We start from the raw sequence: 23,300 nt of genomic DNA on the forward strand, positions 1-23,300 counted from the left end.
CAGATTTCTCCATGACGATGAACACACTGCTCAGCCTTCCAGCATAGTTAACGCTCCGTCATTCTGCTGTTTGTCGTGGCGTGCGAGCTGTTGTCGCAACGCGTGATCCAGTTCGAGCATGGCGCGCTCCATGGACTTGCTGCAATCGGCCACTTGATCGTGGTGGGGCCTGTTATGGCAGGCCTTTTCGAGCGCCTCGCAACTGTCGATCAGTCGGGAGGCCTGGACGATTCGCGCCGCTCCCTTGATTTTGTGGGCAATGTCGAGGAGTGACTGCCGGTCGTTTGACCGGGACAACGTCAGCAGCGTTTGCCGATCCAGGTGGTTGCTATTCAGCAGCTCGGTCAACAATCGCCGGTTCAGCGCCGGGTTGCCACCGGTTAACAGGTGCAGCCCCTCCAGACTGAACGCCGGGTCGCGGACCGTCGGTGCAATGCCTTCGATCCATTGGCTCAAGGCTGTCAGGCTGAGAGGTTTGAACAGGCAATCGTCCATCCCGGCTTGTTTGCAGCGTTGTCTTTCCTCCGGTTGCGCATTAGCGGTGAAACCCAGAACGGTACAGGCAGGACGCTGCACGCGCTGTTCATGTTGGCGAATGGCACGAGCCATCTCATATCCATTCATGATCGGCATATTGCAATCGGCAATCACCAGGTCGAATGGCTGATCTTTCCACGCCTCCAATCCCGCCTCGCCATCTGCTGCAACCTTGAACCGATGCCCCAGAAACTCCAGTTGCTGGCACATGAGCAAGCGATTGGCCGGGTGATCATCGACCACCAGAACGTTCAGGGGGGCAGCGCTCTGGTGAATCTGTGGCTCGGCAATTTCCGGCATCTGTACAGGCGGCAGGGTTGCCAGATTCAGCGAAACCCGAACCTGAGTGCCGACCCCGGGCTGGCTGCTCAATTGCAGGTTGCCGCCCATCATTTCGCACAGATTGCGGCTGATCACCAGTCCCAGCCCCGCACCGCCCCTGGGTAACTGGCTGGAGTTATTGGCCTGGACGAAAGGCTCGAACAGTCGCTGCTGATCCTGCTCGCTGATCCCGGCGCCACTGTCCTCAACCAGCAACTGCAGCTGCATGCGGTCGGGCTCGTCGGTCGGTTGCAACTCGAGGCTGATCCTGACCTGACCCTGTTGCGTAAACTTGATTGCATTGCTGACCAGGTTGGACAGCACCTGCTTGAAACGCATCGGGTCCAGCAGGACATCGGTCGCAGGTTTAGCAGGGTTGAATGCCAGGTGCAGTCCGAGATTCTTTTGCCGGGCCAGCCCGTCGAAGATCCTCACCACCGAGGCCACGGCTTCAGCCAGATTGACGCGTTCCGGGCTCAGGCTCAGACGTCCGGATTCGATGCGCGCAATGTCGAGAATGTCCCCGATCAGTTCCAACAGGTCTTTTGCCGAGTGATACGCGACGTCGATGGCCGGTCGATCCGGATGGCCAGGATCAATGCGTTTGAGTGTTAGCTCCAGCATGCCGATGATCGCGTTCATCGGCGTGCGGATCTCATGGCTCATGGTTGCCAGAAAGGTGCTTTTAGCCCGGTTGGCTTCATCGGCACGTTCTTTCGCCGCCTGCCGCTGTTTTATCTGGCGTCTCATATAGGCGTTCCAGGCAACGGAGATCAGCAGCAGTACGCCAGCACCGGTAACGATCTGATAGAACACTCTGTGATAGTTGCGCCAGGTACTTTGCGAGGCCGCCGAATAGCCACGCCAGCGGTTATTGATGATGCCCAGCTCTTCCGGTGCGATGCTCAACAGCGCCTTGTCGAGGATGGCATTCAGTTCTTTGGCGTCGCGCCCGGTCGCCAGGGAAAATGCCGCCTGCTGGGTGCCGATGGTGGTGGTGATCTGAAGTGCCCGCTCGAAGATCCGCGATGAGATGAAGTAATTGGCGATCACCAATGAGTTCACCGCACCTTCTGCCTTGCCCTCGGCGAGCAACTCCACGGCACTGAATGTGTCTGGAGTTTCGACCAGATTGATCCGCGGAAACTCGCTGCGCAGGTAATCCACCAGTGGATTGCCCTGGGCAATGGCCAGGCGTTTGTCCTGCAGTTGGTTGAGGTTGGTCGGGCTGTCGGCCGCTTTGCGTGTCAGCAGGACAAAGGAGTTTTCCAGATACGGGCGGCTGAAGTTCAACATCGTTTCACGCTGTGCGCTGGGGAGCAGGGCGGCGATCAGGTCGGCCTGCTGGTTGGCGATCTGCTCGACCATCTCGTCATCGCTTCGGCTGCGCTGGATCTCGAAGCGCAAACCGGTGCGCAATCTGATCAGTTCGAGCAGGTCAGCCGTGACACCCCGAAAGTTGCCGTCGCTGTCAAAAAACGTCAGCGGCGCAAATGCTTCATTAACTACCACCCGCACAACCGGATGTTGCGCCAGCCAGCGTTCTTCATGGTGGGTGAGTTGCAGTTTTTGATCGGTGAGAAGAATGTCGCTGCCGGCACTCCAGCGTTTGGCGATGTTTTCCCGTTCGCTGGTGGGGATGGCCTTGAGTGCCGCGTTGATGATCCCGAGCAGGTCCGGGTTGTCCTTCTGTACGGCAAAGCTGAAACCATGGGCTTCGTGTTTACCGAAGTTGGCCATGCGGATGTTGTTCAGATACCCCTTGTTGATCATGTAATGAGTTGAAATGGTGTCACCGAGAAAAACGTCGGCCTGGTCGAAGGCAACCGCGTTGATTGCATTCTGGTAGGACGGGTAGGAGGTGATGATTGCCTTCGGATACAGCGCCCTGACTTCGTCCAGGGGCAGATAGTGATAGACCATGCTAAGCCGCAGGCCGGCGAGTCCATCTGTCAGTGATCGGGTTTCTCCTTCCCGTGTGACCAGCACGGGTTGATCCACGGCGTAAGGGATGGACAGCGCAATGTCGGCATTGTCGGCCTCGAACCCGTTGGCGGTGCCGAGCATGTCGACCTGACCCTTTTCCAGTGCCTCGATCGCAGCCCCTCGGGACGCGAAGCGCTGAACCTTGACGGGCAACCCCGTAACCTTGCCGAGGATGCCGGCGTAGTCGGCGGTGAAACCTTCGTAGTCGTGGCCGCTGAGGGTCAGGTCGAAAGGCGGATAATCCGGGCCTGATGTGCCCAGGATCAATTCACGTTTGTCTTTGACCCATTGTCGTTGTGAGGTATCCAGTCGGACTTCCATGTGCCCGGTCGTTGAGCGACTGAGCAGGGTGTAGTTTTCACTGGCTGTCTGCGCCGCGAGCACCGGGGTACTCATGCATAAAGCCGTGACCATGAGTCTTAGATAATCCTTCAAACGACTGGGCATCCTGTTCCTCACACTAGCGCGTTACGTTTTGCCATATCGATGAGTTCAACCAGAGATTTGGCTTTGAGTTTCTGCATAAGTCGTTTTTTATAGGTGCTGACAGTCTTGTTGCTGAGGAACATGCCCTTGGCAATTTCCTTGTTGGTGCGACCTTGGGCAAAAAGTTGTAATACCATCAACTCTCGATCATTTACGGATTTGAACAAGTCCAGGTCTGCCCACTGTGCGTCGTCACAACGAACTGGGTTCAAGGCCTCGCTGGGGAAGTAGTTGTAACCTGATAATACTGCTTTGATCGCGCTTACCAGTTCACTGAGCTCTTCCTGTTTGCATACATACCCTGATGCACCTGACTGCATGCAGCGAATACCAAAAAGTTTTGGGCATTGTGCAGTCAACACCAGTGTTTTTAATGGCGTGCTCATTGCGTTGAAACGTGAGAGCACTTCCAGCCCATCCAGTTTGGGAATACTGATGTCGAGGATGATCAGGTCGGGCATGCATTCGCGCACCATTTGCATGGCATCGACGCCATTGTCAGTTTCACCGACGACTTTGTAACCTTCATGTTCCAGCAGCATTCGAACGGCAAGGCGGATGACAGGGTGATCGTCGACAATAAAAACGGAGTTCATAATCAAATCCCATACGTGCACAAATAAAGCGCGCACCTTAGCTCAGTAGTTGAGGGGGCGCATGAACTGACAAGCCGATAGCAGCAATATAGGAAAAGTCCTACAACTGAAAAAGAAATGGACTACGTGTCAACTAGGTTTTGAATGAGGAAGGGTTAAGAATTTGATAGTTTAGTCAGAGGCTAGAAGGCGTTTGGCTATAAGTATTAATCTGTGTTTTGGATGTGGTTCTAGTGTGTGAGAGTTGGTGTTTTTTATTGTGAGGCCAAGGTCAACAAGTTTCTAAAATCTGATTGTTTCAATGGCTTGATCAAGTAACCCAGCAAGGGAAGTCCGTGTTCGTAGGCTACTGTTTTAAGTTTTTCCAGCTCGGCGGATGTCAGGCTGCTCAGCAGTATTGCCTGTCTGATCATTCCCCGGTGACTGGCGAACTCGATCAAATCAAGACCGGGAAGGTCGGGCAGGCATTGGTCGCACAGAAGAATATCGAACGGTTGCGCAGCTTTGAGCATTTGTTGCAAGGCGCCTTCGGCACTGTCAGTGGTGGTCAGTTGGGTGAAGCCGTAACTCTCGAGCAGGTATTGAGCCGCTCTCAGCTGAAACGGATGATCTTCCACCAGCAATATGTGCCAATCGTGTTTGAACGTAGGAGTTTTCATGCGTCATCTGTCGAGCAGTGGGTGTGCAATTGTTTCGCGAGATGGTCGAACAATCGATCAGTCAGCTCTGCACAAGGTGTAGGGCGATTCTGTCGATGTTGAAATACAGATGAATGTCGAGACATTCGATCAGCCGTTCAGACGTCGCTGACGCGGCTGATCGATGCGCTGTTATCCGTGGCTTGAACGACCGGTCATTTCCAGCGCCATTTCACCGGCATAGCTGTCGGTCATACCGGCGATGAAATCAATCATGCGCAAGAAAGAGGTGTGCAACGGGCCATTCGGGTCGGGTGCATTGTTGCCCAACAGGTCGAGTATGCGCCGGTTCTTGAAGGAGGGCGTACGACCGTTGTGCTGCTCCAGTGCTGCGCCGCAAAAAGCATTGAGCAGGATTTCCAGGGTGGTGTAGGCACCGATTTCGTGGAGCGTCTTGCGCTTATCCTGGAAGATTTTTTTGCGTGCCATGTCCTTGGCATTCAAGACACAGCGTTTGGCCGGGCCATGCATGTGTTCGACAAGGTCCCCCGGTAGCGTGCCGGACAGCAACGCGTCCTGTTGCTCGACAAAGGCTCGGGCTGCTGCGTTGGTCAGGTGTTCGATGGCTTTGCCCCGCAGAATCGCCAGTTTGCGCCGCCGCGAATCCTGTGGACCGAGCTGACGATAGGTTTCCGGGAGATCGTCGCCCACCAGGTCCAGCAGCAGGGACTCGACTTCGGCGTACTCCAGCAGCTCCATTTCCAGGCCATCTTCCAGATCGATCAGCGCGTAGCAGATGTCGTCGGCGGCCTCCATCAGATACACCAGCGGATGGCGCGCCCAGCGCTGTTCTTCCAGTTGGGGCAGGCCGAGTTTATGAGCGATCTGTTCCAGCAGCGGCAGTTCACTCTGGTAGCAGCCGAACTTGTGCTTCTTGTAGCCCAGTGAGTCGGCGTGCCGGGCCGTCCACGGGTATTTCAGGTAGGTGCCCAGGGTGGCATAGGTCAGCCGGGTGCCTCCTTCGAACTGATGGTATTCAAGCTGGGTGAGCACCCGGAAACCTTGGGCATTGCCTTCGAAGTTGAGGAAGTCGTTGCGTTCGGCTTCGCTCATGGCATCCAGCCAGCCACGGCCGGCGGCCTGCTGGAACCAGTGGCGGATCGCGTCTTCGCCGGAGTGGCCGAAGGGTGGGTTGCCGATGTCATGGGACAGGCAAGCCGATTGCACCACCATCCCCAGGTCGCTCGGTTCACACCAGTCGGGCAGCGCGCTGCGGATGGTTTCACCGACGCGCATCCCCAGCGAACGGCCGACGCAGCTGACTTCCAGCGAGTGAGTCAGGCGCGTATGAATGTGATCGTTGCTGGAGACCGGATGGACCTGGGTCTTGCGCCCGAGACGGCGAAACGCGCCTGAGAAAATGATCCGGTCGTGGTCTTTATGGAAAGGACTGCGGCCGAGTTCTTCCGGGCTGTGCACAGGTTTTCCGAGGCGTTCGCGGGTAAGCAGGGTGTGCCAATCCAAGGCTGGTTTCTCCGTCAGGTGACTGAACCCCTAGCTTCCCGTTTCGCGCCGGTACCTGCAAGGAGAACTACAACCCCGCAGCGTCGATATCGATGAGCAGTAGCCGTTCGCCGTTATCGAAAAACTGCCCCGCAGTGAGGCAGTACTGATTGCTGGTGGCGTCGCGGTAAGTGTTGGAAAGCGTCAGACGGCGCTCATCCCAACCCTCGGCCAGCAAGTGATAGAAATAGGGGCGCCATGACCAGTTATGGCCCAGGTAGCGGCTATCGGCTTCCCAGCCGTTGTTGCGCCATTCCAGGTTGGGGGTCAGTTGCGTGCCGTGGCGGTCGCACTGATAAAAACGCAGCAGCCAGGGAAACGCCTGCAGTTGCGGCAAGGCGCTGAGGGGGGCGCAGGCTTGAGCCCAGGCTTGCAGGATGGTCATCAGTTCGCTGAGTTGCTGGCGCATGATCATCAGGCGAGCGCGTTCAGTCAGCTTTTGCTGAACGTAACGCTGGCGCAGTTGCGCGAAGCGCTCGACAAAGGCGTCGGTGGCGAAGAAATCCGCTTGCGCTCGGGCGAACAGAAAGCCTTGTACGTAGCGTGAGCCGCACTCCAGGGCAAAATTCAGTTGAGCTTCGGTTTCCACGCCTTCGGCGATGATCCAGCAACCGGTTTTTTCCGCCATTTGCGCTAGTGCCTTGACCACATCGCTGCTGGGACCGCCCAACGCGGCGGCCTGGAACAGTCGCATGTCGAGTTTGAGAATGTCCGGTTGCAGGGCCAGCACGCGATCGAGTTGAGAGTAACCGGCACCGAAATCATCGATGGCGATCCGCGCCCCGGCTTGCCGGTAGCGGGCCACGACTTCAGCCAGACGCTGGCTGTCGCCGCCCAATTCGGTGATCTCGAAGACGATTCGCTGTGCGTCGACACCATGCCTGCTCAGTTGCTTGAGGCTCGGCAGTGCCTGGTCCCGGCGCAAGCGGCTGATCCAGCGGGGTGAGATGTTCAGGCTGAGAAACCAGTCCGTGGGCGCTTCATGCAGACGGCTCAGGGCGTTGTCGCGAATCTGGCGATCGAGACGTCGCAGGGCGATAGCCGGGGTTCGCGGATCGGCGAACAGCGTACCTACCGAGATCAGTTGACCATCGGCCTGGCGCAGTCGGCCCAGCGCTTCGACACCCGCGATACGGCCTGTGGCGGTATCGATGAATGGCTGAAAACAGGCGAGCGGTTGCCCGTCGATCACGAGGCCTCCTTATTAAGGTGTTGTTCTGGATAAATACCTGGTCCCAGGTAGGCACGCAGGATCAACCTCTCGATAAAGAGGTTGATCCTGGTGGTATTGCAAGAATGCAGCCAGACAAGACTGATTAGTGTTTGCGCGAAGCGCTCTGCATGACCAGCTTGATCAGCGGCCCTAGTGCGGCGCCCAGGCTAACCAGCTTGGTCAGGCTGCCGATACTGCCGCCCTTGGCACCCTTGCCGGTCAGAAAACCCAACCCGATCACGGCGGCGATGCCCCAGAGCGGGGCGTGTTTGATGCCGAAGCCGTCTTGCAGGCTTTGTGTCATGCCGCGCACCCGTTGCAGGGGCTGCAGCAGTTGTTGGGATTCGTGGCGAATTTCCTGGCGATGCATTTCCATGCGCAGACGGATCAGTGCCTTGCGCATTTCCGTTCGCGAACTATTGCGGGGAAGTTCAGGCATGCTCATGGCAACAGACGCTCCCGATCATTGGCCAGCTCCTCGAGGGTACCATGGAAGGGTGAGGATTCATCGAAAATCGCCGCCCTCAAGCGCATCGCGCAGAACAACGTAGCGAGGGTGTAGAACACACAGAGCCCGATGATCGCCGCCAGGCGATAGGTGTCCCAGAACAGGATCAACACCAGCGTCGACAACCCCACCAGCAACAACAAGGCAAAGACCAGCGTCAGGCCTGCAAACAGCAACAGGCTTACGGTACGTGCTTTTTGCTCCTGCAGTTCGATGCCGAACAGTTCGACATGGCTATGCAGCAATCCAAGAAACGCGGCACCCAGGCGCCGCGATGAAGAGCGGGTGCCCGTCGCGGACGAGCCGGATTCGTCGATCGCCATATCAGCGCCGAGTGGCCAGCAGACCAATCAGGAAACCCACGCCGGCTGCAATCCCGACCGATTGCCATGGGTTGGCCTGGACGTAATCTTCCGTGGCGGCGACAGCCGCTTTGCCGCGCTCTTGCAGGGCGTCTTCGGTCAGCTTCAGGGTTTCCCGGGCACGCAGCAGGCTGTCGCGGATCTGTTCGCGCAGCTCATCGGCCTGATCACCGGCCAGGGAGGCGGTGTGTTCCAGCAACCGTTCGGTATCGCTGACCAGTGTCTGAAAATCTTCCATCAGAATTTCTTGAGCAGTCTTTGCCTTGATGCGTGCCATTGGTGATCTCCGTAAGTGGCTTCTGAAGCGTTCGAGTATGAGCCTTGCGCGAAGGTTCAGTACAAATGACTGGTACATCTTTTGCTACGTCGTGGTGCGTCAGCCGGCGCTATTGCGCTGTTGCCGGGCATGATTTCAGGAAAACCCTAACTCAAACAATCAAAACTCGCGCAGAGGCGGCGGTCTTGTGCGCCAAAGCGGTTCATCCGGATCAGCGTTGCGGTCTGGATTGGCTGCAACTTGGTGCGCCGACCATCTGCGCGAACTGCTTTGGTGCTTTTTTCAGCCTTCAGGTCTGCCAATCCATGGAAAATCTGCAAAGTGCTGTGGACAGTCTGGTCCATAGCTCCAACACGTTGTTCATCCTTATCGGTGCGGTCATGGTTCTGGCCATGCACGCCGGTTTCGCCTTTCTTGAGGTCGGCACGGTTCGCCAAAAGAATCAGGTCAACGCCTTGTCGAAGATCCTCAGTGACTTCGCCATTTCGACCCTGGCCTACTTCTTTATAGGCTATTGGATTTCCTATGGGGTCAGTTTTATGCAACCGGCGGCGGTGATCACCGCCGACCATGGCTATGGGTTGGTGAAGTTTTTCTTTCTGCTGACCTTTGCCGCGGCGATACCGGCGATCATTTCCGGAGGCATCGCCGAGCGCGCCCGGTTCGTCCCGCAGTTGTGCGCGACGGCGCTGATCGTGGCGTTTATCTACCCCTTCTTCGAGGGCGTGGTCTGGAACGGCAACTTCGGCCTGCAAGCCTGGTTGCTGGCACGTTTCGGCGCCAGTTTCCATGACTTCGCCGGCTCCGTGGTGGTTCACGCCATGGGCGGCTGGCTGGCACTCGCGGCGGTGTTGCTGCTGGGGCCTAGGCAAGGTCGTTATCGCGACGGGCGACTGGTGGCATTCGCGCCGTCGAGCATTCCCTTCCTGGCGTTGGGGTCGTGGATCCTGATCGTCGGCTGGTTCGGTTTCAACGTGATGAGCGCCCAGACCCTGCAAGGGGTCAGCGGGCTGGTGGCGGTGAATTCGTTGATGGCCATGGTCGGCGGCACGGTGGCGGCGTTGATCGTCGGGCGCAATGACCCGGGCTTCCTGCATAACGGCCCGTTGGCTGGATTGGTGGCGATCTGCGCCGGCTCGGATCTGATGCACCCGGTGGGCGCATTGGTGACCGGCGCCATCGCCGGGGGCCTGTTTGTCTGGTGCTTTACCGCGGCTCAAGGCAAATGGCGTATCGACGATGTGCTGGGTGTCTGGCCTTTGCATGGGCTGTGTGGTGTCTGGGGCGGGATCGCTTGCGGCGTTTTCGGGCAAACCGCTTTGGGTGGATTGGGGGGCGTGAGCCTGATCAGCCAGTTGATCGGCACCTCTTTGGGGGTAGTCGTGGCGCTGGCCGGTGGTTTTGCCGTGTATGGCGCGATCAAGGCCGTCCATGGCTTGCGCCTGAGCCAGGAAGAAGAGTATTACGGCGCGGATTTGTCGGTGCACAAGATCGGCGCCATGAGCCAGGACTGAATCAGCGTTCCTCATCGTCGGCGTCAGGGTAAAAATCGTGCAGCAGGCGATAGCGGTCATGCCGTACCTGGTCGACCCGGTCCTGCACCTGCTGGCCGGGTATGCCCAGCATGATCAGAGCGTGGGAGGCGAGCATCAGGCTGGACTCCAGCAACTCGGGTACGACTTCGCTGGCACCGGCCGCCTTCAACTCGGCCAACTGGCTGTCATCCCGGGTGCGCACCAGGATCGGCACGGTCGGGTTGAACCGCCGTGCTTCCTTGAGAATCAGCAGGGCGATGTCCGTCTTGTCCACGGCAACCACCAACAGTCTTGCGCGCTCCAGCCCTATCGCGATCAGCAGCTCGCCGCGGCGTGAGTCGCCATAGTGCACACTGCTTTCATTGACCACAGCTTCCTGGACCCGCACCGGATCGGTGTCCAACGCGATGTACGGTTGCTGAACATGACGCAGGAAACGCCCGATGGATTGACCGACGCGGCCGTAGCCACAGATCACCACGTGATTGTGCAGGCCGGCATTGAGCGCGCTGATTTCTTCGAGTTCGGCTGCTTTGTTGGGTTTGCGGTGCAGACGCATGGCGATGCGGGGAGCGGCGCGCAGAAGTAAAGGCGTTACCAGCATCGAGCAGAACGTGGCCGCCAGCAGCAGGCCGCCGAGGTCGGCGGGCATCAGTTTGTTCTGTTGCATCTGCGCCATCAGGGCAAAACAGAACTCACCCCCCTGGGCCAATGCCAGGCCGCTGCGCCATGCAGTTTCGCCATCGCTGCCGCGCCATTTGACCAGCAGTGCGACCAGGGTGCCCTTGATCAGCAGCAACCCCAACGTCAGACCGAGAATCAGCAGGCCGTGGCTGGCAAACAGGCGCAAGTCGATCAGCATGCCGATACTGACGAAGAATACTCCGAGCAGAATATCGCGGAACGGACGGATATCGGCCTCGATCTGATGTCGGTAATGGCTTTCCCCCAGCAGCATGCCGGCGAGAAAGGCGCCCAGGGCAGGAGAGAGGCCGAGCAGGTGAGTCAGCCAGGCCGTCAGCAGAACAATCACCAGTGCCAACAGCACGAACAGCTCCGCGGACCGGGCCGCGGCGACTTCATGGAACAGCCGTGGCAGAAACCAGCGACTGACCAGCAGCAAACCGACGAACAGCACCAGGGTCTTGGCCAGTGTCAGCGGCAGCGCCCAATACCAGGCCTGGTCACTGCTGCCGGCGAACACCGGCACAAGCGTCAGCAGCAACACCGCAACCACGTCCTGGAACAACAGCACGGCGATGGCATTCTGGCCGTGACGGCTGAATATTTCGCCGAGGCTGCTCAACTCCTTGCTGACAATGGCGGTAGACGACAGCGCCAGACCGGCGCCGAGTAACAGGGCTGGTGTGATCGGCATGCCGAACAGCATCAGCAAAGCTCCCAGCAAGATCCCGGACCCCAGCACTTGCAGGCTGCCCAGGCCAAACACCACCTGGCGCAGTGCGAGCATCTTCGACAGGGAAAACTCAAGCCCCAGGGAGAACAGCAGGAACACCACGCCCAATTCGGCCAGATCGGGCAAATCTTCGTTTTCATTCACCCAGTTGAACGCTGTCGGCCCGATCATCAGCCCTACGCACAAGTAGCCCAGCACCGGTGGCAAACGCAGGCGCTGGAACAGTGCAATCACCACCAGGGAGGAGGCGAGGATGATCAACAAGTTGGCAAACACAAAAAACTCCGGTGAGGGTTCTGGCTACTCAAGCGTAGAGGCAAAAAAGACGCGAGCATTGCGCAAATGACCGGCGACGCAAATGATTTGCGTCAGAGTTTTGCTGAAATCTCTTGAAGTCACCGTTGCTCGGACGTCGGCTCGACTGCGTTTGATGGCGGGCCTAGAATGAGCGCTTACTTCGTTTGGTCTTGTCGTCATGCCTCCTGAATGTCAGCTGTTCGGCACCGTTGGTTGCCATCTTTGTGAAGTCGCCGAAGCCATGCTGATGGAGTTTGTCGAGCGTGGTCTGTTGGTGGAGCTGGTGGATATCGCTGATGATGAAACCTGGTTCGAAGCCTACAGCCTGCGTATTCCGGTGTTGCGTCGGGTCGATACCGGCGCTGAACTGGGCTGGCCGTTTAGTGCCGAGCAGGTGGTGGCGTTCCTGCGCGAGTCCTGACACTGCTGGCGATGCCCCACCTGTCGCGATCCTCGTTTCATTCGTTGGCGAAAGGTTGGTTATTCGGTTACTGTATGTCTATACAGTTATTCGGATTGCCTGCCATGCTTCTCCCTGTTCGGGTTTGGGCAGATGATCCCGGACGTCAGAGGGATGAAATGTGGTCAATGTCGAACAATTGAAGAACAGCGTGAACCGGATGTCGGCGGACGTGGTGCGCGAGGCGGTTCTCGAGTTGCGTCTGGATGGTCTGGTCACGGAAGGAAAAACGCCTTTCAACAAACTGCATTTCAATACCTGTTTCGCCGAAATCGAAGCCTTGTTCCAGCGTGCGGGTTATCACCGGCAGCTCGATGTCGTGGGCTATCAGGGGTTGTTGTATGCGCTCTATGATCCGGGTCGCTGGGAAGCGGTCGATGTGCTGCGCTGGCTCAAGGAGTTCACCGAAGCGGCCGCTCGAACGCAGTCAATACCGGCCTGAGGATTCTCTTCTAGGTTCGTTCCGGCCACTGTTGGATAATGCTGCCCTGCATTGAGGGTTAGAGTTTTTCGTATGTCCACTTCATCGTTTTCTGCTGCGCACAACCAGGCCAGCACGCTCTATCTGCCGCCTGGTCCGTGGCAGACCGTATTCGATTGCCTGTGCGAACACTTCAGCGCCATCGGTCGTGAGCAATGGCTGGACAGAATTGCTCGCGGTCGTGTCCTCGATGGACAAGGCATGCCGATCGCCCTGGATCTACCTTACAAGGAAGGTCTGCGGATTCATTATTTTCGTGAAGTACCGGACGAAAAACCGATCCCGGTGGTGGAGTCGATCCTCTATGCCGACGAGCATCTGGTGGTGGCGGACAAACCGCACTTCCTGCCGGTGACGCCGGCTGGGGAGTATGTGGAGCAGACATTGCTGCGACGACTGATCCGGCGACTGGATAACCCGCATCTGGTGCCTTTGCATCGTATTGACCGGCATACGGCAGGGCTGGTGCTGTTCTCAGCCAATCCTCAGAGTCGGTCGGCGTATCAGACATTGTTTCCTACACGCCAGATCGAAAAACGCTACGAAGCAATCGCCCGGGCATTGCCTGAACTGACCTTCCCGATGGTTCATAAAAGTCGACTCATCGATGGCGAACCGTTCTTTCGCATGCAGGAAGGTCCGGGCGTCAGCAATACCGAGACGGCTGTCGAGGTCCGGGAAAAAAACGGTGAGTTCTGGCGCTATGCGCTTTACCCGGTAACAGGCAAGAAACATCAGTTGCGAGTGCACATGGCGGCCCTGGGGGCTGGTATCTGTAATGACCCGTTCTATCCGCAGGTGCTCAAGGATGTTGAAGACGACTATGCCAATCCCTTGAAGCTGCTCGCCCAGGGGTTGCGATTTGTCGATCCGGTTACGGGGCACGAAAGAGAGTTCGAAAGCACAATCACTCTGGAGTGGTGATCATAGGCGATCCTGTTTTTCTTCTGCCACGAAAAAGCCCGCTTTAAAAGCGGGCTTTTCTGTATCCGATGGTCGCCGCAAAGATTACAACTCTTTAACGGTACGAATCTGATCCTTGTTGATGCGGGTGTGCTTGCCATCCAGCTGTTCGAACTCGTAAAAGCCCGATTCTTTATCGTACTTAGGCGCGTCGACGGCCTGGATTTCTCGACCGTCATTCAAGGTGATCACTGAAGGCGATGCACAACCGGCGAGGGTCGCAAGGCCCAGGGCGAGCATGAAAGTGGCGAGGGTCCGTTGGGTCATGGGTGTGTCTCCGAATGGAAAATCTTTTGATTGCTGAGCTTGAGACGTATGCAACACGCGCAAGTTCCTTCAATTATCAGTCTGACACAGTGTGATGCGTGCTTAACAGTTCCGGCGTGTTGAGGTTGGCCAGGCGAGAGTCGTTCTCGGGGCACTGCAGGGCCATGGCGCCCAATTTGCGCATCAGTCTGCCCGGGCTGCGCTCGCCTTCGTTCCAGGCCGTCTCGAAAGCCCCTGAAAGAGCGACGGGAATCATGCACAGCAAAGGTTCCCAGTGTTCTCCATGGCGTAGCATCAGCGGTTTGTCCGGATGCTGCGCGGCAGTTTCACGCATGTTCTGGAGCAGCGCCGCATCGATGCATGGCACATCGCAGGGCAATACCAGCAGGTGCGTGTGGCGGGCGGCCTTCAGGCCAGCGCGAATACCCGCCAATGGTCCCGGAAAGTCGCCTTCATCGTCATGGACCAGCTGATCCGCATAAGGCGCATATTTCTCCAGGTTTCTGTTGCAGGAGATGATCAGATCATCACTCAGCAGACGGGTCTTGCGGTGCAGATGCGCGATCAGTGGCTCGCCGTGCCATTCCAGCAAACCCTTGTCCTGACCGCCCATGCGTTGGCCACGCCCGCCCGCCAGGAGCAAAATGGAGCACGGCGCCAAAGGTGTATCCGAGGTCATTGCACTTCTCCATGGGGGCGGCGAAAAAATGAGGCGCTGTGATATAACACCGGGCTGTTTCTCCTACAACTGGACGAGCCTATGAAAGCCAAGGCTGATGTACCTTTCGCACCGCTCAACATCGCGGTGCTGACTGTCAGCGATACCCGTACCCTGGAAACCGACACCTCAGGCCAGGTCTTCGTCGACCGCTTGAGCGCTGCCGGTCATAACCTGGCGGCCCGTGTATTGCTCAAAGATGATCTCTACAAAATTCGTGCGCAAGTGGCCAACTGGATTGCCGATGAAGTCGTGCAAGTGGTGCTGATCACTGGCGGTACCGGGTTTACCGGTCGTGACAGCACGCCTGAAGCGGTGAGTTGCCTGCTGGATAAGCAGGTCGATGGTTTTGGTGAACTGTTCCGGCAGATATCGGTGGCGGATATCGGTACTTCCACGGTTCAGTCCCGGGCCTTGGCCGGTCTGGCCAATGGCACGCTGGTTTGCTGCTTGCCGGGTTCGACCAATGCGGTGCGCACCGGTTGGGACGGTATTCTCGCCGAACAACTGGATTCCCGGCACCGTCCGTGCAATTTCGTGACTCATCTGAAACAGGCGGCACCCTGTGAATCCCGCGGGTAAGCCAGGCAAGACTGGCAGCCTGATGGCTGTCGAGGTAGCGCTCGCGCGGCTACTGGAAATGGCCGACGCCTCGAGAATTCATGAGTACCAACGCTTGCCGTTGGCGCAGGTTCAGGGGCGTGTACTGGCTGCTGATCTGGTTTCGACACTTGATCTGCCGCCTTGGCCCAACAGTGCCATGGATGGGTATGCCTTGCGCGTCGCCGACTGGACGGGAGAACCGTTGCCGGTCAGCCAGAAGATTTTTGCAGGTCAGGCTCCGGAGCCCTTGAAGCCTGGGACCTGTGCGCGGATCTTCACCGGCGCGCCTGTGCCCGCGGGAGCCGACTGTGTCGAGATGCAGGAGAACGCCGAGGTTCAGGCGGATGAGCGGGTACGTTTCACCGAGACCATGACGCCGGGGCAGAACATCCGTCCACAAGGCCAGGAAACCACCGCCGGTGAGTTGATCTTGCCCGCCGGTACACGCCTGGGGCCCATCGAACAGGGGCTGGCGGCATCGTTGGGATGCGCTGAATTGGATGTGGTTCGCAAGGTTCGTGTTGCGGTTTTGTCTACCGGGGATGAGCTGATTGAGCCGGGCCAGGCCCTTGGACCGGGACAGATCTACAACAGCAATCGAGTGTTGCTTTGCAGCTGGTTGCAGCGCTTGGGCTGTGAGGTGATCGATGCTGGCATTCTTCCCGATGATTTAGCGACCACTCGTGCCCGTCTCGGCGAGTTGAAGGATGTCGACCTGATTCTCTCCACCGGTGGCGTATCGGTGGGAGAAGCCGACTTTCTGGGCATTGCCTTGCGGGAAGAGGGCGAGTTGACCCTGTGGAAGCTTGCCATCAAGCCAGGCAAGCCGCTGACGTTCGGGCATTTTCGCGGTGTGCCTGTCATTGGTTTGCCCGGCAATCCGGCGTCAACCCTGGTGACTTTTGCTTTGTTGGCAAGGCCCTACCTCTTGCGCCGCCAAGGCGTAAAAGAGATCGAACCCCTGAAGTTTCAGGTACCGGCAGGGTTTGTCTGGCCAAAGGCTGGTAACCGACGTGAGTACTTGCGCGGACGTCTGGAGAATGGCCGGGCAATCATCTATAGGAATCAGAGCTCTGGCGTACTGCGCAGTGCCGCCTGGGCGGACGGTCTGGTTGAAGTGCTGGAGGACCGTACACTGATCGAGGGTGATAGTGTGAGCTTCATCCCGTTGAGTGAAGTCCTGGGCTGATGCAGGTCCTGGTTCTGCCACGCAAGCCCGGTCGAAAGCGTTGGGGCTTGCGTGCATGACCGTTCCTTAATTTGCCAGAAGTGTCACGACCTGGTCGAAGCGACTATTGGAGATCCAGCTCAAAAGCCCCAGGACCACAGCTGTTCCGCCAGCTGAATAGGCAAGCCTGTGCTTGATGGATTTGACGTCGCCGCGGACTTCATCCAGGTCTCTGCGGATGTACTTGAGATGTGTCTCCAGTTCAGTGACGCGAGGTTCCATATCAACTTCTCCGGTGGGCTTTGCGCTGCTTTTGAATTCAGCCTGCTGACTGACGTGATTGTCTGAGAACGGCGCAACCGGAGTTACCGGTAGTCTGAGGTCATGGCTTTGCATGGAATAATTGGCTCCTTGCGTTAAAACCATTCAGGTGGCCGATACGGTTATTACTTACGATTTTTGAGGACCTTAAAGGGGTTCCATTCATTGTTTGCACATCCCTGTGTAATTTACTGGTGATGACTGATAACCGCTGACACAACGGTGTACCAATTGCCCTGATGGGTCAATTGAGCCGATTCCTCAGGTTTTGTAAGAAAAAATACCGCTCTGTAGGACTCAAGTGTCCTTCCCCAGGAAATAATTGAAATCCTTGCGACTTTTATGAGGGGCTGCGAGGTCAACATCTCCCATACGGATTCGGAAAGGGGGGTGATCAAAATGAACGAGCGCAAGGCGCTGTTGATTCTGCATGGCAAGCAGGCACTCAATGAGCAGGTCCGTTCAGCTGTCGAAGGCAAGCGCCAACAAGGCTGGGAACTGGCTGTTCGACTGACCTGGGAGGCTGGTGATGCGCAGCGGCTGGTGGGGGAAGCGTTGACGGCGGGCTATACGCAGCTGATTGCCGGCGGCGGCGATGGCACCTTGCGTGATATCGCCGAAGCCATGGCGGCGCATTCGACTCAGGCCAGCCTGGTGCTTTTGCCCTTGGGCACCGCCAACGATTTTGCACGCGCCGCGGGTGTGCCCCTGGAGCCCGCTCAAGCGCTGGAGCTTTTGGAGGCCGCCCCTCATACCATTGATCTGGGGGAGGTGGGTGGGCAGGTTTTTCTGAACATGGCCACGGGCGGCTTTGGCAGTCAGGTCACGGCCAATACTTCCGAGGAACTGAAAAAAATTCTTGGCGGCGCGGCTTATCTCTTCACCGGTTTATCGCGCTTCAGTGAGTTGCATGCGGCCTATGGCGAGTTGCAGGGGCCGGATTTTCACTGGGCCGGTGAGTTGTTGGCATTAGGCATCGGCAATGGCCGACAGGCTGGCGGTGGTCATATGTTGTGCCCGCAGGCGCTGGCTGACGATGGTCTGCTGGATATCAGCATTTTGCCCGCGCCCCAGGAAGTGGTCGGTACCTTGAAAGACCTGCTGACCGATGGCTTCGGAATCGACAACATGTTTGTGCGAGCCCGCTTGCCATGGGTCGAGATCAAAGTATCGGAGGGCCTTTATATCAACCTTGATGGTGAGCCTCTGGAGGGCGATAGCCTGCGGTTTTCGGCACGGCCGGCGGCATTGCGGGTGCATTTGCCCGAGGGCTCGCCGCTGCTGAGCGGCTCGAATCCGGCTAATCGTCCAGACTGATGATTTGCTCGCGCACGGCGAACAACACCAGGCCGGCCACATCGTAGATCTGCAAGCGTTTCATGATCTGCGAGCGGTGGGTTTCGACAGTCTTGATGCTCAGGCCCAAGCCATTGGCAATTTCCCGGGTGGATTTTCCGCGAACAATCAATCGCAGGATTTCCAGCTGGCGTGCCGTCAGGTTGTGCGAGTCCTGGGTTGGCGCCTGATTTTTCTGGGTTCGGGTCAGCGCCTGGTTGATGACGGTGTGGGCAATGGCCGGGCTCAGGTAGCGTTCGTTATTGCGCAAGGCATCCAGGGCATGTTCGAGCTCGGTGGCCGTGGTGTCTTTGAGCAGGTAGCCATGAGCCCCGGATTCGAGTGCTTGCATGATGAGCGCCGGGTCGGTGTGCATCGACAGGATGAGCACTTTGCACTGCGGACGTACTCGTTTGAGTCGCTGCAAGGCTTCAAGGCCACCGGTTTTCCTCATGGAGATATCCAGCAGGATGATGTCCGGGGACAGTTGCTCGACCATCTCGAGTAACTGCGAGCCGTCACTGGCCTCCCCAATGACCGCATAGCCGGGAATATCCAGCACCAGAGCGCGCACGCCAGCCCTGATAAGCGAGTGGTCGTCCACCAGAAGTAAGTTACAAGTCAACGCATAACCTTATTCGTACTGGCCCGTTCCAGCGCACGGGGCGCCCAGGGGAAGAGTGCTTCGATTTGAGTGCCTTTGCCCGGCTCGCTGGTCACGGTCAGCGTGCCGCCCAACTGATCGATCCGTTCCGACATTCCGGCCATTCCGCGTTGCCCCTCGCGAGCAGGGTCTGCCGCTGGCTCGAACCCCAGGCCATCGTCACTGATTAACAACGTCAGGCCTTGGGGCAGACGTTGCAGGCGGACCAACAGATTCCTGGCTTCGGCATGGCGCAGCATATTGGTAACCGCCTCTTGAGTGATGCGAAAGGCCGCCACCGCCATTTCTTCCGGTATGCCAGTCAAACGTTGATGGCATTCCAGGCTCCAGTTCACGGACGTATTGGCCAGGGTTCTGAGTAAATGTGCACGCAGACTGGCTTCCAGCCCGAGACTGGTCAACTGTCGTGGGTTCAGGATGGCTGATACATCACGAACTTTGGTCAGGGTTTCGTCCAGCGTATCGCAGAGGACCGAACATTGACCCTGCAGTTCTTCAGGCAATCGACGTTTGAGCCATTCACTCTGAAGTTTTGCGGCGGTCAGCAATTGGCCAATATCATCATGCAGTTCCCGACTGAGCCGGTGACGTTCATTTTCCTGAACTTCCAGCAGACGGTCGGCCAATTCTTGAGGCTGAAACTTTATCGATTTGAGCGAGAGGCGATGCCCCACCCAGACGCAGGTCAGCGCCGCAGTATTGAGCACCAGCAGACTCACCGGCAGAGGCATCGACAAGCTGTAGACCAACAGGCTGCCAAGCGTCGAGCAGGTGCACACGAAAAGCGTGAACCGGCGCGCGCTTTTTCGGGAGGGTGGCCACAGGGCGATTGACTTGAGGCTGGCGTACATAGCGGATGGAGCCAATGGATGTTCGCTGCGGGCAGACCGGTCATAAGGGCTGACGGGTCTCTGTTTGAAAATAGGTTGTATGAGTCGCCTTTAATGATGGCAGTGCAATGCTCGAAATAAAGCCTTCAATGTTATGAGCTTGTTCGCGCCAAGGGGCACTCTGTCATTAATTGACGTCAACGAATGGGCGGCATAATACCACTTAAGATACCGTTGGTCGCGTTCGGCACATAGGTAGGCACCTTCAGGAAATAACGTTTCTGGACGATAGTTCCACAATGGAAAAACTTTTTGATTTTTATCTTCGAAAGATATCGAGTGTGCCAGGCGTTTAGTTTCTATTGGCAGGCACTATCTGAAGTCGGGGCGGGGGTATCTATTTGTTTCGAGCTGCCATCGCATCGACGGGTATGAAATATTCAATTGCGGTATGCGCACACTAAAGTTACAGGGCGGCATCATTACAATAAAAAACACGCAACACGGGGTTGGTGAATTTAAGCCTGCCGTTCAGAGAACGAAACGAGCCTGAACTGCTTGGAGTGGCTGGGCGGCTGAAACTGACTTTGTCCCACTTGAAATGCAAACGCTTCGATCAGGGACGTCTGTTCACTGTCATCGAGGCCGAGTTGACCGGTGGTCTGGTCGATGAGTTCGAGTTGCCAGGCCATTAACGTGAAGCAATCCTTGAGCGCATCCAGGGCCTGATCATGCAGGTCCATGTGATTCTGGGCGTGGCTCAGCAATCCATGAATGTGCAGCGAGAATTCCGAAACCGTTGCCAGTGCCAAGGCATCGGCCTTGCTTGCCAGCTTGAGAAGGGTGCTGAGCATGCAATCGATGGCGTCCTTGTCATTGCTGATCAACTGCAAATGACTCAGGCACTCCTCGGACTTGGCCAGGAGTGTTTCAGCCTCGACGAGAAACTCCGGAATTCGCTGGGCCCACTCTTTAGGGTTGTTCGCCATACTTATCTCCACAACGTCATGTCAGATGAGGGAATGTCGTGTGTGTCGACGAGAACCTTACGTGTCCCGGCGCTGCCATGCCTTGGTGAGATCGCGCTCTGGCAGGCTTGGGCACCGACTGGGGAACTCGAAAGAGTGGATGGCCACTGACCTGCGATCGCACACAAAAGCCTGACTCCGTTCATGCAATGAGAATGGCGTCACATTAATGGCTATTGGATATTGCGAATATCAGGTTGGGCCTGATTGTGCCTAGGGGAATCCCTTACACAGGGGAACCTAACGTGCAAACCAAGGTCGCGCCGCAAGGGATGAAGCAGATGAATTCACGGGGTCAGTAAAGCATGATGTTAATGTGACATCAATGCTTGGGCATGGCATTTTGTCCGGGGGTCAAGATTCGGCAAAAACTGCCGATAACTCTCTTTAGTGAATTCATCAGAACAAGCCCAGGAGTCATTAATGGCCGGCATTCTCGACACGGTAGACCAACGCACGCAACTGGTGGGTGAGAATCGCCTGGAAATTCTCATGTTCCGGCTGGCCGGACGGCAATTGTTCGCGATCAACGTCTTCAAGGTCCAGGAAGTGCTGCAGCTGCCGAAGCTGACCCTGATGCCGCAGCGCCACCCTTTTGTTTGTGGCGTGGTCAACCTGCGTGGCCAGACGCTGCCGGTGATCGACCTGTCCCAAGCCATCGGCATGCGTCCGCTGGTGCCAAGCCCCACCAGTACGATCATCGTCACCGAGTACAACCGCTCGGTGCAGGCATTTCTGGTCGGTGGCGTGGACCGCATCGTCAATATGAACTGGGAAGCCATTCTGCCGCCGCCGACCAGCGCCGGTCGCCAGCATTACCTGACCGCCATCAGCAAGGTCGACGATCAGCTGGTGGAAATCATCGACGTCGAAAAAGTCCTGGCCGAAATCGTGCCGTACAACGCCAAGGTCTCTCGCGACAAACTCGACGATCCGGTTCTGGAGCGCGCCCGTGGCCGTGAAGTGCTGCTGGTGGATGACTCGAACGTGGCTCTGTCGCAATTGCGCGACACCTTGGGTCAGTTGGGCGTGAAAATGCATATTGCCAGTGATGGCTTGAAGGCGCTGAACATGCTCAAGGCCTGGGCTGATACCGGTGTGAACATGACTGACAAGCTGTTGATGATCTTCACCGATGCGGAAATGCCGGAGATGGACGGCTATCGCCTGACCACCGAGATCCGCAACGACCCCCGTTTGCGCGGCCTTTATGTGGTCCTGCACACCTCGCTGTCGGGTAGCTTCAATGACTCGATGGTCAAGAAGGTCGGCTGCGACAACTTCCTCTCCAAATTCCAGCCCGACAAACTCGTCGACGTGGTGCGTCAGCGCCTGATGCTCGACGAAGTGCCGGCCTGATAACAATCTGGAAAAACGCGGTGGCAGGGTTTGGGGCTGCTGTGCAGCCCAACGGGGGCAAGCCCCCTCGCCACAGGGTCTTTGATTCGGCGATCAAGCTCGTATAGGGTGGCGTTTTTGCCCACCAGGGAGCTGTGGCCATGCATCTGAGCGCGCTTTATCGTTTTCCGTTGAAATCCGGCAAGGGCGAGACCTTGAATCAGGTCAGCCTGGACAAACTGGGGCTGGACGGCGACCGGCGCTGGATGCTGGTCGACGAGGCCAGCGGGCGTTTTCTGACCCAGCGCGCGGAGGCGAAAATGAGTCAGCTGTCGGCGTTGTGGAACGCAAGCGGTGGCTTGACCCTCAGTGCCCAAGGCCATTCACCGATCGATATCGCCTTGCCCGCCAGCGATGCAGAGCTGCGTGGCGTGACCATCTGGCGCGACACCTTGCGCGTGCCCGATGCCGGCATTGCTGCGGCTGCCTGGGTCAGTGAGTTCATCGGCAAGCCGACGCGTCTGGTGCATGTGCCGCTCGATCGTGCGCGGACCACCCAGGCCGGCTACGGCAAGGACGACGATCAGGTGGCTTTTGCCGACGGTTTTCCGTTGTTGCTGATTGGCCAGGCGTCGCTGGAAGACTTGTCGCAACGGGTCGGGCGACCGCTGGAGATGCTGCGCTTTCGGCCCAATCTGGTGATCGAGGGCAGCGAGGCGTTCGCCGAAGATGGCTGGAAGCGCATCCGTATTGGCGATGTCGAGTTCCGCGTGGTCAAGTCCTGCTCACGTTGCATTCTGACCACCATCGACCCGCAGACCGGCGAACGTAGCGACGACCGCGAGCCTCTGGCGACCTTGCAGCAATATCGGGCTCAAGAGGACGGCGCGATGTTCGGGCAGAACCTGGTCAATGACGGTAACGGTCGGCTCGAAGTCGGCATGCCGGTGACGATCCTCGAATAGCAGCCCTGAAAAAAAATGCCCGTGTTCTTGGACACGGGCATTTTTTTTCGCTGTGAAACCCTAGGGGGTTAGCCGCGGTATTCGCACAGGTAAGCGGTGTCGACGGCCACTTTCAGCTGGAACTTGCTGTTGGCGGGCACGTTGAACTGGCTGCCGGCGGCGAAGGTTTGCCAGTCGCTGCTGTCAGGCAGTTTGACGGTCAGGGCGCCGGACACCACGTGCATGATTTCACGCTGGCTGGTGCCGAATTCGTATTCGCCCGGTGCCATGACGCCGATGGTCGCCGGACCTTCAGCGGTGCCAAAGGCGATCGACTTGACGGTGCCGTCGAAGTACTCGTTGACTTTAAACATGGGCGATTCCTCGAAAAGGGCTAAAAAGGGCCGGCCAGTATGCACAAGGTGTCGATAGGCGTCACCTCCT

At 57.5% G+C, this 23,300-nt stretch carries 25 protein-coding genes; 9 read left to right on the top strand and 16 right to left on the bottom strand.

All coding sequences use genetic code 11. From position 1 onward, the window contains the following. Nucleotides 1–30 precede the first annotated feature (30 nt). The 8 genes from PGR6_RS08175 to PGR6_RS08210 all read right to left on the bottom strand — a co-directional run bounded on the left by PGR6_RS08175 (nt 31) and on the right by PGR6_RS08210 (nt 8,487). On the bottom strand, nt 31–3,291 hold the full coding sequence (locus PGR6_RS08175; RefSeq protein WP_064616743.1) for a transporter substrate-binding domain-containing protein: 3,261 nt from the start codon (nt 3,289–3,291) through the stop codon (nt 31–33). A gap of 8 nt (nt 3,292–3,299) precedes the next feature. Next, on the bottom strand, nt 3,300–3,926 hold the full coding sequence (locus PGR6_RS08180; protein ID WP_007940027.1) for a response regulator transcription factor: 627 nt from the start codon (nt 3,924–3,926) through the stop codon (nt 3,300–3,302). A 254-nt stretch (nt 3,927–4,180) separates the two neighbouring features. After that, nucleotides 4,181–4,585 (bottom strand): response regulator, encoded by a 405-nt coding sequence (locus PGR6_RS08185; protein WP_018930010.1) that lies wholly within the window; start codon nt 4,583–4,585, stop codon nt 4,181–4,183. A 171-nt stretch (nt 4,586–4,756) separates the two neighbouring features. Beyond that, entirely contained in the window at nt 4,757–6,088 is a 1,332-nt protein-coding gene (locus tag PGR6_RS08190; protein WP_064616745.1) for a deoxyguanosinetriphosphate triphosphohydrolase, read from the bottom strand. A gap of 67 nt (nt 6,089–6,155) precedes the next feature. Next, the gene (locus tag PGR6_RS08195) at nt 6,156–7,319 is read right to left on the bottom strand and encodes an EAL domain-containing protein (RefSeq protein WP_064616747.1); all 1,164 of its coding nucleotides are present in this window, start codon (nt 7,317–7,319) and stop codon (nt 6,156–6,158) included. 124 nt (nt 7,320–7,443) lie between these two features. Continuing rightward, nucleotides 7,444–7,785, bottom strand: a complete 342-nt coding sequence (locus tag PGR6_RS08200) for a hypothetical protein (protein ID WP_064616749.1) — start codon at nt 7,783–7,785, stop codon at nt 7,444–7,446. Further along, the gene (locus PGR6_RS08205) at nt 7,782–8,171 is read right to left on the bottom strand and encodes a phage holin family protein (RefSeq protein ID WP_018930007.1); all 390 of its coding nucleotides are present in this window, start codon (nt 8,169–8,171) and stop codon (nt 7,782–7,784) included. The genes PGR6_RS08200 and PGR6_RS08205 overlap by 4 nt, the downstream gene beginning before the upstream one ends. Before the next feature lies 1 nt (nt 8,172). Continuing rightward, nucleotides 8,173–8,487, bottom strand: a complete 315-nt coding sequence (locus PGR6_RS08210; protein ID WP_007940034.1) for a DUF883 family protein — start codon at nt 8,485–8,487, stop codon at nt 8,173–8,175. 305 nt (nt 8,488–8,792) lie between these two features. Here PGR6_RS08210 and PGR6_RS08215 point away from each other — a divergent pair, with 305 nt between their 5' ends. Beyond that, nucleotides 8,793–10,001, top strand: coding sequence for an ammonium transporter (locus tag PGR6_RS08215; RefSeq protein WP_064621209.1), 1,209 nt, complete (start codon nt 8,793–8,795; stop codon nt 9,999–10,001). Nucleotide 10,002: 1 nt separating this feature from the next. Here PGR6_RS08215 and PGR6_RS08220 read toward each other — a convergent pair whose 3' ends face one another. Continuing rightward, nucleotides 10,003–11,715 (bottom strand): cation:proton antiporter, encoded by a 1,713-nt coding sequence (locus tag PGR6_RS08220; RefSeq protein WP_064616751.1) that lies wholly within the window; start codon nt 11,713–11,715, stop codon nt 10,003–10,005. Nucleotides 11,716–11,914: 199 nt separating this feature from the next. Here PGR6_RS08220 and PGR6_RS08225 point away from each other — a divergent pair, with 199 nt between their 5' ends. The 3 genes from PGR6_RS08225 to PGR6_RS08235 all read left to right on the top strand — a co-directional run bounded on the left by PGR6_RS08225 (nt 11,915) and on the right by PGR6_RS08235 (nt 13,601). Beyond that, entirely contained in the window at nt 11,915–12,157 is a 243-nt protein-coding gene (locus PGR6_RS08225) for a glutaredoxin family protein (RefSeq protein WP_019582515.1), read from the top strand. A 160-nt stretch (nt 12,158–12,317) separates the two neighbouring features. Next, complete coding sequence (locus tag PGR6_RS08230; protein ID WP_007895054.1) at nt 12,318–12,638, top strand: hypothetical protein; 321 nt, start codon at nt 12,318–12,320, stop codon at nt 12,636–12,638. 72 nt (nt 12,639–12,710) lie between these two features. After that, nucleotides 12,711–13,601 carry a pseudouridine synthase gene (locus tag PGR6_RS08235; protein WP_064616753.1) on the top strand — a complete coding sequence of 297 codons (891 nt, stop codon included), beginning with the start codon at nt 12,711–12,713 and terminating at the stop codon, nt 13,599–13,601. Between the two features lie 84 nt (nt 13,602–13,685). On the opposite strand, the gene PGR6_RS08240 is transcribed toward PGR6_RS08235, so the two are convergent. Further along, a complete protein-coding gene (locus PGR6_RS08240) occupies nt 13,686–13,907 on the bottom strand; it encodes a YgdI/YgdR family lipoprotein (RefSeq protein WP_064616755.1) in 222 nt (73 codons plus the stop codon). Between the two features lie 76 nt (nt 13,908–13,983). Beyond that, nucleotides 13,984–14,586, bottom strand: a complete 603-nt coding sequence (gene mobA / locus PGR6_RS08245; protein ID WP_064616757.1) for a molybdenum cofactor guanylyltransferase MobA — start codon at nt 14,584–14,586, stop codon at nt 13,984–13,986. An 81-nt stretch (nt 14,587–14,667) separates the two neighbouring features. On the opposite strand from mobA, the gene moaB reads away from it, so the two are divergent. Together moaB and PGR6_RS08255 are read left to right on the top strand one after the other, a co-directional pair. Beyond that, a complete protein-coding gene (gene moaB / locus PGR6_RS08250) occupies nt 14,668–15,207 on the top strand; it encodes a molybdenum cofactor biosynthesis protein B (protein ID WP_007940044.1) in 540 nt (179 codons plus the stop codon). Further along, the gene (locus tag PGR6_RS08255; protein WP_064616760.1) at nt 15,191–16,417 is read left to right on the top strand and encodes a molybdopterin molybdotransferase MoeA; all 1,227 of its coding nucleotides are present in this window, start codon (nt 15,191–15,193) and stop codon (nt 16,415–16,417) included. The genes moaB and PGR6_RS08255 overlap by 17 nt, the downstream gene beginning before the upstream one ends. A gap of 66 nt (nt 16,418–16,483) precedes the next feature. On the opposite strand, the gene PGR6_RS08260 is transcribed toward PGR6_RS08255, so the two are convergent. After that, the gene (locus PGR6_RS08260) at nt 16,484–16,792 is read right to left on the bottom strand and encodes a hypothetical protein (protein WP_064616762.1); all 309 of its coding nucleotides are present in this window, start codon (nt 16,790–16,792) and stop codon (nt 16,484–16,486) included. Nucleotides 16,793–17,116: 324 nt separating this feature from the next. Between PGR6_RS08260 and yegS the strand changes: the two genes are divergently transcribed. Next, a complete protein-coding gene (gene yegS, locus PGR6_RS08265; RefSeq protein ID WP_064621210.1) occupies nt 17,117–18,034 on the top strand; it encodes a lipid kinase YegS in 918 nt (305 codons plus the stop codon). Here yegS and PGR6_RS08270 read toward each other — a convergent pair. The 3 genes from PGR6_RS08270 to PGR6_RS08280 form a co-directional block, all read right to left on the bottom strand. After that, nucleotides 18,018–18,677 (bottom strand): response regulator, encoded by a 660-nt coding sequence (locus tag PGR6_RS08270; protein ID WP_019582509.1) that lies wholly within the window; start codon nt 18,675–18,677, stop codon nt 18,018–18,020. The two genes, yegS and PGR6_RS08270, sit on opposite strands and share 17 nt — an antisense overlap. Continuing rightward, nucleotides 18,674–19,567 carry a sensor histidine kinase gene (locus tag PGR6_RS08275; RefSeq protein WP_018929997.1) on the bottom strand — a complete coding sequence of 298 codons (894 nt, stop codon included), beginning with the start codon at nt 19,565–19,567 and terminating at the stop codon, nt 18,674–18,676. Before PGR6_RS08275 ends, PGR6_RS08270 begins: the two co-directional genes overlap by 4 nt. Before the next feature lie 497 nt (nt 19,568–20,064). Next, nucleotides 20,065–20,535 carry a hypothetical protein gene (locus tag PGR6_RS08280; protein WP_019582507.1) on the bottom strand — a complete coding sequence of 157 codons (471 nt, stop codon included), beginning with the start codon at nt 20,533–20,535 and terminating at the stop codon, nt 20,065–20,067. 462 nt (nt 20,536–20,997) lie between these two features. Between PGR6_RS08280 and PGR6_RS08285 the strand changes: the two genes are divergently transcribed. Further along, complete coding sequence (locus tag PGR6_RS08285; protein ID WP_018929995.1) at nt 20,998–21,933, top strand: chemotaxis protein CheV; 936 nt, start codon at nt 20,998–21,000, stop codon at nt 21,931–21,933. A gap of 140 nt (nt 21,934–22,073) precedes the next feature. Further along, nucleotides 22,074–22,877, top strand: a complete 804-nt coding sequence (locus tag PGR6_RS08290; protein WP_019582506.1) for an MOSC domain-containing protein — start codon at nt 22,074–22,076, stop codon at nt 22,875–22,877. Nucleotides 22,878–22,945: 68 nt separating this feature from the next. Here the strand turns inward: PGR6_RS08290 and ppnP are convergent, their stop codons facing one another. Then, the gene (gene ppnP / locus PGR6_RS08295) at nt 22,946–23,230 is read right to left on the bottom strand and encodes a pyrimidine/purine nucleoside phosphorylase (protein WP_018929993.1); all 285 of its coding nucleotides are present in this window, start codon (nt 23,228–23,230) and stop codon (nt 22,946–22,948) included. Between the last annotated feature and the right edge of the window lie 70 nt (nt 23,231–23,300).

This window comes from Pseudomonas sp. GR 6-02, from assembly GCF_001655615.1.
In the GTDB taxonomy this organism is placed as follows: domain Bacteria; phylum Pseudomonadota; class Gammaproteobacteria; order Pseudomonadales; family Pseudomonadaceae; genus Aquipseudomonas.

Coding starts and splice junctions, on each gene's coding strand:
- PGR6_RS08225 (WP_019582515.1), top strand. CDS start 11,915: ATGCCTCCTGAATGTCAGCTGTTCGGCACCGTTGGTTGCCATCTTTGT.
- mobA (WP_064616757.1), bottom strand. CDS start 14,586: ATGACCTCGGATACACCTTTGGCGCCGTGCTCCATTTTGCTCCTGGCG.
- moaB (WP_007940044.1), top strand. CDS start 14,668: ATGAAAGCCAAGGCTGATGTACCTTTCGCACCGCTCAACATCGCGGTG.
- ppnP (WP_018929993.1), bottom strand. CDS start 23,230: ATGTTTAAAGTCAACGAGTACTTCGACGGCACCGTCAAGTCGATCGCC.
- PGR6_RS08205 (WP_018930007.1), bottom strand. CDS start 8,171: ATGGCGATCGACGAATCCGGCTCGTCCGCGACGGGCACCCGCTCTTCA.
- PGR6_RS08290 (WP_019582506.1), top strand. CDS start 22,074: ATGCATCTGAGCGCGCTTTATCGTTTTCCGTTGAAATCCGGCAAGGGC.
- PGR6_RS08200 (WP_064616749.1), bottom strand. CDS start 7,785: ATGAGCATGCCTGAACTTCCCCGCAATAGTTCGCGAACGGAAATGCGC.
- PGR6_RS08285 (WP_018929995.1), top strand. CDS start 20,998: ATGGCCGGCATTCTCGACACGGTAGACCAACGCACGCAACTGGTGGGT.
- PGR6_RS08280 (WP_019582507.1), bottom strand. CDS start 20,535: ATGGCGAACAACCCTAAAGAGTGGGCCCAGCGAATTCCGGAGTTTCTC.
- PGR6_RS08260 (WP_064616762.1), bottom strand. CDS start 16,792: ATGCAAAGCCATGACCTCAGACTACCGGTAACTCCGGTTGCGCCGTTC.
- PGR6_RS08180 (WP_007940027.1), bottom strand. CDS start 3,926: ATGAACTCCGTTTTTATTGTCGACGATCACCCTGTCATCCGCCTTGCC.
- PGR6_RS08275 (WP_018929997.1), bottom strand. CDS start 19,567: ATGTACGCCAGCCTCAAGTCAATCGCCCTGTGGCCACCCTCCCGAAAA.
- PGR6_RS08175 (WP_064616743.1), bottom strand. CDS start 3,291: ATGCCCAGTCGTTTGAAGGATTATCTAAGACTCATGGTCACGGCTTTA.
- PGR6_RS08240 (WP_064616755.1), bottom strand. CDS start 13,907: ATGACCCAACGGACCCTCGCCACTTTCATGCTCGCCCTGGGCCTTGCG.
- PGR6_RS08210 (WP_007940034.1), bottom strand. CDS start 8,487: ATGGCACGCATCAAGGCAAAGACTGCTCAAGAAATTCTGATGGAAGAT.
- PGR6_RS08185 (WP_018930010.1), bottom strand. CDS start 4,585: ATGAAAACTCCTACGTTCAAACACGATTGGCACATATTGCTGGTGGAA.
- yegS (WP_064621210.1), top strand. CDS start 17,117: ATGAACGAGCGCAAGGCGCTGTTGATTCTGCATGGCAAGCAGGCACTC.
- PGR6_RS08215 (WP_064621209.1), top strand. CDS start 8,793: ATGGAAAATCTGCAAAGTGCTGTGGACAGTCTGGTCCATAGCTCCAAC.
- PGR6_RS08235 (WP_064616753.1), top strand. CDS start 12,711: ATGTCCACTTCATCGTTTTCTGCTGCGCACAACCAGGCCAGCACGCTC.